Source organism: Cohnella phaseoli (genome assembly GCF_003386235.1).
Taxonomy (GTDB): Bacteria; Bacillota; Bacilli; order Paenibacillales; family Paenibacillaceae; genus Cohnella; species Cohnella phaseoli.
Genome location: NZ_QRDZ01000065.1, coordinates 1 through 12,438, shown reverse-complemented (window position 1 = coordinate 12,438; position 12,438 = coordinate 1). Strand labels below are relative to the sequence as shown.

Sequence of the window (12,438 nt, the reverse complement as noted above, 5' to 3'; positions counted from 1 at the left end):
CCTTTTTTGGAGAAATGATGGATAACGCGTCATTTCTACAATAAAGGAGCTTTAATGCGTTTGGCTACGAGAAAACAATCATAATATTCCTTATACAGGTAATTATGGAGATCGTTTTTTCATGTCAGGTTTGATGCATGACTAGTGCAAAAAAGTGCCTTGACCGGGCCCAGGCCTATGTTTGACCCACAACACTTCCAGATAATTTCCAGAAGTTATTCGTATAATTATCGTAGACGCTTTAGTGACATAGAATCCCTGATCTTGGTTGATTTATACGATTTTTCCCACAAACGTTCGTCGTTTGAGTCTGAACCGAGTTGATTTATACGATTTTTCCTACAAACGTTCGTCGTTTGAGTCTGAACCGAGTTGATTTGTGCGGTTTTTCCTACAAACGTCCGCCGTTTAAGCCTGGTTCGAGCTGCGTTGTACGAAATTCCGACTAACTTCTCTGCGTAAGCTCATGTGTGCAAATAGATCCGTCGTAAAAGCTTAATATCCAATAAATTGTAAACGTTGTGGGTCAAGCATAGGGCCCAGGCCGGGGCGCGGAGGCTAAAACACCGTGTCCGCATGAACTCTTCGGCAAGCGAGGGACTTGTATGATCTAAGGCCGCGTGATCAACAGGGATACTAAAGCAGCCTTGATGCGATGAACTCCAGCGCCTGACGCTGCATCTCCCCGGTCACCGCATGGCCGGTAAACGGAAACGGTACGATGCGCTTATCCCCTTCGATCCGGTTGTACGCCGCGTAGATCGTCTCCGGCATCGTCACCGGGTCCTTCAGGCCGACGGTGACGAACACCGGAATGCGGATGCGGTGCGCCAGGTTCATGTTGTCGAAGTAACTAAGCGTATGGAGCACCGCCTCCAAATGGCCGGGGAACCGCTCCACGAACGAAGCGGCCTCCGTCAGCGAACTCGCCGAGTTCAAAATACCGAAATCCATATGGCACATATTCGGAATATGCGGAACTGCGATCGCCGGCTTGTCGGACAGCGCCGCGGCAATCATCGCGAGCCCTCCGCCTTGGCTGCCGCCCATCGCGCAGATGCGACCCGCATCGATCTCCGGCTGCTCGGCAGCCCAATCCAGCGCTTTGAGTGCGTCCACAGTAATCGCCTTATAATAGCAAGTATCGCGATCCAATATGCCCTGCGTCAGCCACCCTCTCGTCATACCGTAAGATTGCGGCATCAGGTTGCCCGTCTCTCCGGCCTGCCCGCGAACGTCAATGGCGAATACCGCCAATCCCATCAGCAAATAAGAAGCGTACTCCTCCGGATAGCCGCGACTGCCTCCATAGCCGTGATAAAGCACGACGCACGGAAGCTTGCGCTCTTCTTCGCGAGAAAACTTCGGCAGCAAATACCAGCCGCGAATCGGCGTCTCGTCGAAGCCTTCGTACGCAACATCGTACGCCTCCATGAACGCCATCGGCGTCTCTACGAGCGTCCTTGTCGCGTTCAACGGTTTGGCCGCATACCGCTTAAGCTCCTCGTCCCAGTATGAGTCCAGGTCGGGCTGGGCCGTCAGCGGCGGGGCCAATCGCTCCAACTCTTCTACTCTTCTCGCTACTGCATGATTCATGCTGCGTTTCTCCTCCAAGTAATTGCGGTATGACGTTATTCCAAGCTAGGGGGCGTCCTGTAAACAGTAGAGTTTGTCAGGAAAGCCCCCCGTTCTGATCTCGTTCAAGAATCTCCGGTCTGATCCTAGTTCAAAATCGCTTCAATCCGAGACAACTCGTCCGCGGAGAAATCAAGCCGCTGCAGCATCGCAACGTTATCGTCGAGCTGAGCGACCTTGCTCGCTCCGATCAGCACGCTCGTCACTCGCTCGCCGCGCAGCACCCATGCCAGCGCCATCTGCGCCAACGTCTGCCCGCGCTCCGATGCGAGCTCGTTCAGTCTGCGCACTTTTTCCAACTTATCGGCGGTAATATTCCCTTCATTCAGGAATACCGATGCGCCCGCCGCCCGCGAATCCTGCGGAATGCCGCCCAGATAACGGTTCGTCAGCAGCCCCTGCTCCAGCGGCGAGAACACGATGGAGCCGACGCCGCCCTCTTCCAGCACATCCTGCAGCCCGGCTTCGATCCAGCGGTCGAACATGCTGTAGCGCGGCTGGTGAATGAGCAACGGCGTACCGAGCTCCTTCAGGATGCGAATCGCTTCCTTCGCCTCGGGCGCACGATAGTTGGAAATGCCGACGTACAGCGCCTTGCCGGAGCGTACGGCATGATCGAGCGCCATCATCGTTTCCTCCAGCGGCGTCTCCGGATCGGGACGGTGATGGTAGAAAATATCGACATAGTCGAGGCCCATCCGCTTCAGGCTCTGGTCGAGGCTGGACAGCAAATATTTGCGCGAGCCCCATTCCCCATACGGCCCTTCCCACATATAGTAGCCCGCCTTCGTCGAGACGACGAGCTCGTCCCGGTACGGCTTCAGGTCGGAAGCCAGCAGCCGTCCGAACATCTCCTCCGCCGACCCCGGAGGCGGTCCGTAGTTGTTCGCGAGATCGAAATGGGTAATGCCCAGATCAAAGGCGTGTCTCACCAAGGCTCGGCCGTTCTCGAAGGAATCGATCCCTCCGAAGTTATGCCACAATCCGAGCGATACCGCCGGGATTTTCAGCCCCGAGCGCCCAACCCGGTTATACTTCATCGATGCGTAACGTTCCTTGTTCGCCACATAAACCATAATCCGTTTTCCACCTCTCGCCTTATAATTGGACTGCCGCAAGCCCCTCAGGAAGCGGCAGCGCCAGCAATTGCGGCCCTTCGCTTTCACCCGAGTATTGGAAAACAAGCAAGGACGGCCTCGTTCGATCGACCTTGCCTTCCTGCACCCATGCGCCGTAGTCGAACGGAAGCCGATCCAGCGTACTCTTCTTCTGCAGCTCGCGCTCGTCCAGGCCCAGCTTCTCGGCTGCATACTTCAACCCTGCCGACCACTCTTTTTTGTCCAGACGATCCTCCCACCAAAGCTTGCGAGGCTTGTACTTGTGCTGCAAATAATAGTCGATGCGCAGTAAGCCGAACCCGACGTCGCGGTCCAGCTCGGGACGCGCATCATGCTCAAGGAACGCCCACAGCCGCGAGAACAAATCCTCCAACTGGTGGCCGATTCTGCTCCAGCCCCGCTCTTCCCAGTAGTCCCCGAACGCCTGGAAAAAGTCGAACGGAGACGGGTACGCCTGTACAATCAAATATTCCATCGTGCGATCCATTCGGTGAGCGTTCCAGAACTTCTCCAGCACGTCCTCTACCCGCTTGATCCGTACGATGTCGCCGAACGGCATCAGCTCGTTGCCGAGCATCTCGTACGGCGCGCGCTCCGAATAAATATACCCGTACTTGGCCGCGTCGTTGCGCAGTCCCGTTCCCCGCAGCATTTTCAGGAAGCCGAGCTGCAGCTCCTCCGGTCTGAGCGCGAACACGTCGTTAAACGTTTTGCGAAACGTATCGTAGTCCTCGTGAGGCAGTCCGGCGATCAAGTCCAGATGCTGGTCGATCTTGCCGCTCTCCTTCACCTTAACGACAGTCCGCGTCAGCTTCGCGAAGTTCTGCCGGCGCTGTACCGCCAGATTCGTCGGATCGTTCGTCGACTGCACCCCGATCTCGAAGCGGAAAACGCCCGGAGGCGCATGCTCGGCCAGAAAATCCAGCACCTCGGGACGCATGATGTCGGCGGTAATCTCGAACTGGAACACGCAGCCGCGATGGTTGTCGATCAGAAATTGAAAAATCTCCATCGCATAATCGCGCTTGATGTTAAACGTGCGGTCGACGAACTTGATCAGCTTGGCACCGCTGTCGATCAAGTAGGTCAGCTCCGCCTTCACCCGCTCCATATCGAAGTACCGCACGCCCACCTCGATGCTCGACAAGCAGAACTGGCAGCTGAACGGACAGCCGCGGCTGGTCTCGAAGTACACGACGCGGTTGCGCAGCGACGGAATGTCCTCCTGAAAACGATGCGGCGAAGGAATCGTATTCAAATCCAGTTTGGGCCGTCCCGGCGTGATGACGACCTCTCCCTCCTTGCGGTAGGCCAGGCCGAATACAAAGTGATACTTGCGCTCTCCGGCAATCTGCCGCAGCAAGTCCCGGAACGTCTCCTCCCCTTCGCCCATCACGATAAAATCGACGGAGGAAAGCCGGTTCATCCAATATTCCGTATCGTAGGACACTTCCGGTCCTCCGAGGATGATTTTCGCCTCGGGCAGCACCTTGCGCAGCATGTCGACGACGACAATCGTCTCTTCGATATTCCAGATATAACACGAAAACCCGATCACGTCGGGCTTCTTCGAGAACAGATCGGCGGCAATCCCCATCGCGGGGTCCTTGATCGTATATTCGGCAATGTCAATGTCAAACTCGTCCTGAGCGTAGGCTTTCAAATATCTCAGGGCGAGCGAGGTGTGAATATATTTGGCGTTAAGCGTCGCTAAGACGACTTTCATGGCAGGCTCCTCTTTCGGCATAAGGCTTTTCCTTATTGTAACGGATAATCGGCAAGGAAGAAAACCTTTTGCGCGAACCGGCGGATCAGTTCAGCAGCCCGACCAGACGCAGCCCGTTGGCGATGCCGTCGCGTCCTACATCGGTCGTCACGTAACGCGCCAATCTTTTGACCGCATCGGGCGCATTGCCCATTGCGACGCTGTGGCCGACGTAGCGGAACATTTCCACATCGTTCAGATTGTCGCCGAAGGCGTAAGCCTGCTCCGGGTCGAAGCCAAGCCTGCCGATCAGCTGCGCGATGCCGTTCGCCTTCGAGCCTCCCGACGGAAGCACGTCCACCGAACGTGGATGCCACCGTACGAACCGCAAGCCGGGAAAAACCTCCTCATACTGCCGCTCCTCCCGCTCCGCGCAAAACAACATCGTCTGGTAAATCTCGGTCCGCTCATAAAAGCGCGGCTCGTACTCCGGGTGCTTATGCTGCAGCGAGCCGATGCATTCGTCCACATACGGATGGTAGGGAACGCTGCTGTGCATCCGGCTTTCGTTCAGATAGACAAGCGGATGGCCGAGGCGGGCGGCGAACTTGGACAGATCGTGAAGATCCTCCGTGCGAAAAGGGTTCGTGTATACTCGCTTCCCTCTCAGTACGACATATTGCCCATTAAAGCCGACGTAAGAATCGATGCGCAGCTCCTCCGCCAGCCTGGCGATCATAAACGGCGACCGCCCCGACGCCAGCACCAGCTCGTGCCCGGCCTCCTGCAAGCATCGCAGCGCTTCTTTCGCCGACGGAGGGAGCTGCTTGCGCTCGTCGAGCAGCGTGCCGTCAATATCGAAAAACAAAATACGCTTCGACTTAAGCATACTGAAGCTCCCGCTGCGGAATCGTCACCGATACTTTGTCGTTCAGCTTGTAGGGCACGGGAGAGATGACCTCCCATTGCTGGCCGGCGGCGATGATGTCGTAATTAAACTCCTTGCCCTGGAACTGCACGTTAGCCACCTGGCCGACCAATCCGCCGTCCTGTACCGGACCCAGCTCCAATTGGTCGGGTCTGACCGGGTACAGCCCGTTCGACTTGAAATAGCCGGCCACTTCGGAGCCGCGCCATTGCACGGAGCTGCCCGAACCTTCGGGGATAAACATGTCGTTGTCCCAATGACCGCGAACGAGGTTGGCCTTCGAGACGAACTGCGCGACGAACTCGGTCTCCGGCTTTAAGTAGATGTCCTGAGGCGAGCCGATCTGCTCGATCCGTCCTTCCTTCATGACGACGATCCGGTCGGCCATCGAGAGCGCCTCTCCCTGATCGTGCGTAACGTAGACGACCGCCGAGCCCGTCTCGCGGTGCACACTCTGGATTTCGCGGCGCATGTTCATGCGCAGCAGCGCGTCGAGGCTGCTCAGCGGTTCGTCCATCAATAGAAGCGAAGGCTCGGCGGCGATGGCGCGTGCGATCGCGACCCGCTGCTTCTGCCCGCCGGACAGCTCGTGCGGCATGCGCTTGGCCAGATGCGACAGTCCGACAAGCGCAAGCACCTGCTCGATGCGAGCCGCTTCGTTGTCGCGAATCGCCTTGGGCGTCTTCTTGTGCGTCCGGATCGGGAAGCGCACATGCTCATGGATGTTCATATGAGGCCACAGCGCGAAATGCTGGAATACCATGCCGATGCGCCGTTTCTCAGGGGGAATGAGCGAGCTTGCCCCGGCGACGACTTCGCCGTCCATGCGAATTTCGCCTGAGGTCGGCTGCTCGAAGCCTGCCAGCATGCGCAGCAGCGTTGTTTTGCCGCAGCCGGAGGGGCCGAGAATGGCGACGAATTCCCCGTCGGCAATATCCAAATCTACGTTGCGAAGCGCCGTATAGCTTCCGAACGTTTTGCAGACTTCGCGAAGTTGAATGGTCATCAGTTGCGTCCTCCTCTGCGAGCGAACCCTTTCTGCAATAACTGCAGCAGCCCCGCTCCTACAAAAATAAACAGCACGATCAGACTGGACAATGCGGTCGAATACAGCGTCTTGCCGGCTTGCTCGAACCCGAAAATCGTGACGCCGATCGTCTGTGTGCCCGACGAATATAGCAGCGCCGATACGGTCAGCTCGGTGAGCGCAGTCAAGAAGACGAGCAGCCCTCCGCCGAGAATGCCGGGCAGCAGCAAAGGCAGCAAAATCGCCTTCCACCTCGTCCAGGCTCCTGCGCCGGAGATACGGGCCGCTTCCTCCATTGAAGCGTCCACCTGCATGAAGGCGGTCACCCCGGCTCGAATCTGAAGGACCAGGAAGCGGCATACGTAAGCGATCAGCAAGATCGTCGTCGTTCCATAGATGCCGGGATTCCAGCCGGGAATCGGCTCCATCCAGACGAGAATCATCGACAGCGCGAACACGATACCCGGCAGCGTATACGGAATCGAAATCGCCAGCTCGGCCAGCTTGTTCAGCTTGGACGGCTTCCTGACCCGGTAGAAGGCGAACAGCGTGCCGATTACAATACAGACGGCCAGCGTAATGAACGACAGCGTCAGGCTGTTCTGAATCGCGCGCCAGATGGTCGGGTTATCGAACAGAACGTGTCGGTAGTTGTCTAACGTCAAGGTGCTCCAATTCAGCTTGCCGCCGTAGGATTTGCGCAGCGACAGCGTAATCATGGACAGCAGCGGCACGATCGTAATCAGGATCAGCGCGCCCCACATCGTCCCGCCGACCCATGCGCGAGCTTTTCCCAGCGCATAGCGCGGTTCCTCGTCCATGCGAGTCGTCTCGGTCGCTTTGCTCTTGCGTACGGTAAACCATTGCAGCAGCGTTCCTGCAATCGCGATCAGGCCAAGCAGCACGGACAGCGAAGCTCCCCTTGCGAATGCGGAAGGCCCGAAGCCGATAATCTCTTCATAAATCAGCGTGCTGAGCACACTGATGTTAACCGGCGTCCCAAGAAAAGCGGGAATGCCGAAGTTGTCCAGCGAGGCCAGGAAGACGAGCAGCCCTCCGGCCGTAATGCCCGGAAGCGCCAGCGGCAGCGTCACCTGGGCAATCGTCTTGAGCTTGCCGGCTCCGCCCGTCTTGGCGGCCCATTCCAGATCCCTTGGGATCTTCTTTAATACGTTAAGCGTAAAGAGATAGACCAGCGGAAAATGATGAATGCCCATGACGAAAATAATGCCGCCCACGCTATACATGCTCCATGGCTTCGCCCCCGCGTTGAACAAATGGAGGAAACTCGCCATCAAGCCCTGCGTCCCCATAAAAGAGGACCAGCTCAGCGTAAGCACGTACGACGGAAGCACGAAGACGAGTACGATCAACAGGTTCAGCAGCTTCTTATGCTTTAAGTCGGTGTAAGCCATGAGCCATGCGGCGACGACGCCCAGCCCCATGGATAGAGCCGTCGAGCCGAGCACGATGACGAACGTGTGCCGCAGCACCTTCCAGAACCGCTCCTGCCGGAACAGCTCGGTGTAGTAGCTCACCGTGAAGCCCTGTTCGTTCTGCACGCTCAGCAGCAGCAGCTTGGCGATCGGAAGAACAAAGAAGAAGAACGTCGCCGCCGCGCCGAGCGCCAGCAGCCCGTATCTGCCTATGGAGGATGCGGAGAGAAGAGAGCGGGGGAACGTCCCGCCGCCCTTCCCCGTCTCCGCCTTCAGGACGGAAGTGTTCGAAGTAGCCATCCGCTATCGCTCCGCAATCAGTTACCGAACAGCTCGGTAAACTGCTTCTTGTCCGCCTCGCGCTCATCCGTCAACGTCGCCAGATCGCCGGACAAAATCTTGAATTCGGAAATGCCCTTCAATCCGGCAGGAGGCGTTACGCCTTCGCGAATCGGCGTATATCCGATCTCCGCGGCCAGCTTCTGGCCCTCTTCCGACAGTACGAAGTCGACGAAAGCTTGCGCAGCGGTCTCGTTATCCGTGTTCTTCAGAATCGCGATCGGCTCCGTGATCAGCGGCACGCCCTCTTCCGGATAGATCAGGTCAACTGGAGAACCGTTGGCTTTCTCGCGAGGAACGAGATAGTCGACGATCATGCCGTATGCTTTCTCCCCGCCGGCGACGGCTTTCAGAACGGCGCCGTTTCCTTTGATGACCGTCATGCCGTTATCCTTGAGCGACTTCAAGTAGTCCCAACCGAAACCTTCCGTGCGGGTGAACACGCCTACGTTGTAAGCGGCGGCGCCGGAGTAAAGCGGGCTCGGCATGATGGCGGCATCTTTGCTCTCGGCAGCGGCCAGCGCCTTCCAAGACGTCGGCAGGGTAGTGACCTTGTCGGTGTTGACGGCGATCACGGTAGCCATAACTTTCGTTCCCGTATACATGCCGTCCGGATCGGCCAGCTCGGCAGGAATATGCTCGCGCTCCGGCGATTTATAGCCTTGCAGCAGATCCTGGCGCTTCAAGCCTTCGAAGGTAACGGCGTCGGCCAGCAGCAGCACGTCAGCCTGAACGCCGCCCGCCTGATTTTCCGCCTGCAGCTTGGCGATAACTTCCTCCGTGCCTGAGCGGAACGTCTCTACTTTAACGTCGGGATACGTTTTGTTGAAGGCGGCGATCAGCTTTGTAACGTCCTCTTCGGGCTGCGAGGTATAGAATGAAATCTGACCGGAAGCTTGAGCCGGCGTCTCGGAAGATGTCGGCGCGGAAGAAGCAGGCTGCGAGGAAGCAGGGGCGGAGGATTCCGCGCCGGCTCCGCCAGCGTTGGAGTTCGAGTTGTTGCCGCAGCCCGCGATGGCGACCGTTGCGGCCAATAAAGTCAAAATCGTCGTTTTTCTCAGCATGTTGTTTCTCTCCTCTGTGTAGGTTTATTGATTTATAAGATGATGCCATACGGCGCTAGCGACGCCGTTCTCCCGATTGGTGTCCGTCACGACTCGGGCGGCTTGTTTGACGCGCTCTTCGGCGTTGCCCATGGCGATTCCGAGTCCGGCCCATTGCAGCATGTCGATGTCGTTATCGTAATCGCCGACCGCCGCGACCTCCTTGGTCTTTATGCCGCGTTCCTGGCACAGCCGTTCCAGCGCCGTTCGTTTGCTGACGCTATGCGCATTCACATCGAAGCGACGTTTGCCCGTCCTCGTCAGCGTGAAGACGTTCCACTCGGCCAATTCCTCTGTCAATCTGTCGATCAAACCGGGTTGGTCGCTGATGACGGTCGCTTTGTACACCGGCTTAAGAACGGAGCCTACGAAGGTCGCCAAGTCGCCAACCGGAATGACCCGGATGAGATTGGCCTGTTCGCGGTAGTTGCTCTCCGTCAGCTCGCGGTCTGGGAGTACGACCACGTTGGCGAGCGGCCAGCGGGCATTCATCTCGTTCAGCCGCTCAACGTAAAGCTCGTTGTAGCCGTAAAGATGAATGTACGCGCCGCGCTCTCGAGCCAGGCGAATCAATGGGAGCAAGCTGTCCGCCGCCATAGCCATTCCTTGCAGTTGCTCGCCAGACTGCTCGTCCAGCACAACCGCGCCGTTCAGCGCGATAAGCGGAACGTTCATGTTCAGCTCCCTGCCGTGCAGCCATACCGATGCCGGGAACCGGCCCGAGGCGATCGTTAGCAGTCCGCCTTGGCCGAGATACGCGGCAAGCGCCCGGCGTACCTCGTCCGTAATTCGCTTGTCCGCGTCCAGCAGCGTGCCGTCCATATCGAGCGCCAACAACCGATGCCTCAGGCTCATACGGTGTACATCCGGGAGGTGTCGGGCAGCTCGACCGGCCCTCCGAACGCCGCGCTGGCCGATTGGCGCATGTGCTCGAAATCCCCGTCTCCGGGAAGATGGACGAGCACCAGCTTTTTTACCCCGGCCTTGCCTGCAATCATGCCGGCCTCGCTGGCGTCCATATGACCGGCTCCGGTCGTATGCTTGCTGCCTTCGCAGATCGTCGCCTCGCAGAGAAAAATGTCGGCGTTCCTCGCAAGCTCAACCAGCGAATCGCAATACGACGTATCCCCCGAGTAGACGAGCACCTTGCCCCGGTACGTAATTTTGACGGCGTAGCAGGGAATCGTGTGATCGACCGGAACGAACTCGACCCATGCGCCGGCAAGCCTCACCGGACGGGCCGGATCGATGATCGTTATCTCGGAATGATCCCCGTATAGGGCCGCCAGCATATTCACCGGCTCCGATGGCGCGAACAGCGCCAGTTTGCCCTGCATCCTTCCGTTGCGAATCGCGCCTGTCGCCGCATACTGGAGAATGCCTATATCGGCCATATGATCATAGTGGAGATGCGAGAGAATAACGCCGTCCAGCTTGTCGACCCGAGTGTGCTTAACGAGTCGGCTCATCACCCCGCTGCCGCAATCGAGCAGTATTTGCCCCTCTCCCGTGTCGATCAGATACCCCGCAGTCGCTCCGTCTGCGGAAGGATAACCTCCCCAGTATCCTAATATGGTAATATCCATCCTTTCACCTCAGCTGTCCTCGCTTTCTTTTACATATGTTCAACCACAAAACAATTGTAAATCCGATAGATTCGTCCAATGTCACACGAATGTAATCGGTATGTAAAACTTGCGGAATCGGCGATTTTGAAGGGGAGTCTTCCTTGGCTGCCAGAGGAAATCATGTATACTATTAGAGAATTGAACTACCTCTTTAAGAGAAAGTTGGGGTTGAATTGAGCGCCGAAGACGTCCGATTGATGGTGAAAATATGCAAGCTCTATTACTACGAATCGTGGACGCAGGAGAAGCTGGCGGAGAAATTCGGCATCTCGCGGCCGATCATCTCCAAGATGATTCAGAAAGCGCGCGAGATTGGCGTCGTTGAAATTATCGTGCACGACGACCCGCAGCAGACGTCCGAGCTGGAGAAGGAAATCGAGCTTGCTTACAACTTAAAGCAAGTATTGGTCGTGCCTACGCGAGATTTGAACAAAGAGCTGGTAACGAGCGCCGTCGGCAAAGCCGCCGCCCTCTTCGTGCATAAGCTGATTAAGAACGGCGATCGCATCGGGGTGTCCTGGGGCAATACGCTGTACCATATGGTCAGAGAATTTCCGCTGGACAAGAAGGATAATGTGAAAATCGTGCCGCTGATCGGCGGAATGGGGAACGAGCGCACCGAGGTGCACTCCAATCATATCGCGTACGAGCTGTCCAAGAAGCTCGGAGGCAAGAGCGAGTCGCTGTATGCGCCGTCCGTCGTAGAAACGGAACAACTGCGGGAGCAGATCGCCACGCTGCCAAACATCGTGCATGTATTGGAGGAAGGGAAGCGGGTCGATCTGGCGCTTGTCGGAATCGGCAATCCGTATTCGATGTCTACAATGGAACGATACGGTTACCTGAACGAGACGGTGTTAAGCGAGCTAAGGGAGCTCGACACGGTCGCCGACATCAACTCGCGTTTCATTAACCGGGACGGCCAGATCGTCGCGCATCCGATCAATCGCCGCGTCATCGGCGTCGGGCTGGAGCAGCTTCGGGAAGCCGGCAACGTTGTGGGGCTGGCCTTCGGCCTGCATAAGATCGAGAGCATCAAAGCTGCTCTGCGAGGCGGGCATATCCGCATGCTGGTCACGGACGAGGCAACCGCTCAGAAAATGATGGAGGGCTAGCCCCTTCAAAAGAGCTGAACGACGGCAAGGGGCTGTCTCGTAAGCCAACCAAGTTGCTGTGAAAGATATTCGATGATAAGGGGGATGCACCTCCCTCCGATGCTATACGCTTTCTGAAATCTGAGGGGTAAACCCGTGATAAGCTGATTTCAGAAGCGTATGAGGCAGTCTCGGCTCGAACCAGGCTTTAACGATGGACGTTTGTTCGAAGAATCTTACAAAGCAGCTCGAACCAGGCTTTAATGATGGACGTTTGTTCGAAAAATCGTACAAAGCAGCTCGAACCAGGCTTTAATGATGGACGTTTGTTCGAAAAACATCCATGACAACAAAGAGCGTTGCCACCCCCTGGAATGAAAATTTTCCGTATGCATCCAATCGTAGCTTTTGAAAGCCGCTTATAC

General features: G+C 57.0%; 10 protein-coding genes. 1 reads left to right on the top strand and 9 read right to left on the bottom strand.

Translation table 11 applies throughout. From position 1 onward, the window contains the following. Positions 1 to 636: 636 nt before the first annotated feature. The 9 genes from DFP98_RS38430 to DFP98_RS38390 all read right to left on the bottom strand — a co-directional run bounded on the left by DFP98_RS38430 (position 637) and on the right by DFP98_RS38390 (position 10,877). Complete coding sequence (locus tag DFP98_RS38430; protein ID WP_116065940.1) at positions 637 to 1,596, bottom strand: acetylxylan esterase; 960 nt, start codon at positions 1,594 to 1,596, stop codon at positions 637 to 639. A 125-nt stretch (positions 1,597 to 1,721) separates the two neighbouring features. After that, on the bottom strand, positions 1,722 to 2,711 hold the full coding sequence (mgrA, locus tag DFP98_RS38425) for an L-glyceraldehyde 3-phosphate reductase (protein ID WP_116065939.1): 990 nt from the start codon (positions 2,709 to 2,711) through the stop codon (positions 1,722 to 1,724). A 22-nt stretch (positions 2,712 to 2,733) separates the two neighbouring features. Then, a complete protein-coding gene (locus DFP98_RS38420) occupies positions 2,734 to 4,479 on the bottom strand; it encodes a B12-binding domain-containing radical SAM protein (RefSeq protein WP_116065938.1) in 1,746 nt (581 codons plus the stop codon). Positions 4,480 to 4,564: 85 nt separating this feature from the next. Beyond that, positions 4,565 to 5,347, bottom strand: coding sequence for a Cof-type HAD-IIB family hydrolase (locus DFP98_RS38415; RefSeq protein ID WP_116065937.1), 783 nt, complete (start codon positions 5,345 to 5,347; stop codon positions 4,565 to 4,567). Then, positions 5,340 to 6,392, bottom strand: coding sequence for an ABC transporter ATP-binding protein (locus tag DFP98_RS38410; protein WP_181918202.1), 1,053 nt, complete (start codon positions 6,390 to 6,392; stop codon positions 5,340 to 5,342). The genes DFP98_RS38415 and DFP98_RS38410 overlap by 8 nt, the downstream gene beginning before the upstream one ends. Continuing rightward, entirely contained in the window at positions 6,392 to 8,149 is a 1,758-nt protein-coding gene (locus tag DFP98_RS38405) for an ABC transporter permease (RefSeq protein ID WP_116065936.1), read from the bottom strand. Before DFP98_RS38405 ends, DFP98_RS38410 begins: the two co-directional genes overlap by 1 nt. A gap of 17 nt (positions 8,150 to 8,166) precedes the next feature. Continuing rightward, complete coding sequence (locus DFP98_RS38400; RefSeq protein ID WP_116065935.1) at positions 8,167 to 9,252, bottom strand: ABC transporter substrate-binding protein; 1,086 nt, start codon at positions 9,250 to 9,252, stop codon at positions 8,167 to 8,169. Between the two features lie 24 nt (positions 9,253 to 9,276). Beyond that, positions 9,277 to 10,146 (bottom strand): HAD family hydrolase, encoded by an 870-nt coding sequence (locus DFP98_RS38395; RefSeq protein ID WP_116065934.1) that lies wholly within the window; start codon positions 10,144 to 10,146, stop codon positions 9,277 to 9,279. Further along, complete coding sequence (locus DFP98_RS38390; RefSeq protein WP_116065933.1) at positions 10,143 to 10,877, bottom strand: MBL fold metallo-hydrolase; 735 nt, start codon at positions 10,875 to 10,877, stop codon at positions 10,143 to 10,145. Before DFP98_RS38390 ends, DFP98_RS38395 begins: the two co-directional genes overlap by 4 nt. 239 nt (positions 10,878 to 11,116) lie before the next feature. Here DFP98_RS38390 and DFP98_RS38385 point away from each other — a divergent pair, with 239 nt between their 5' ends. Further along, on the top strand, positions 11,117 to 12,034 hold the full coding sequence (locus DFP98_RS38385; protein WP_181918203.1) for a sugar-binding transcriptional regulator: 918 nt from the start codon (positions 11,117 to 11,119) through the stop codon (positions 12,032 to 12,034). The last annotated feature ends 404 nt before the right edge of the window (positions 12,035 to 12,438 follow it).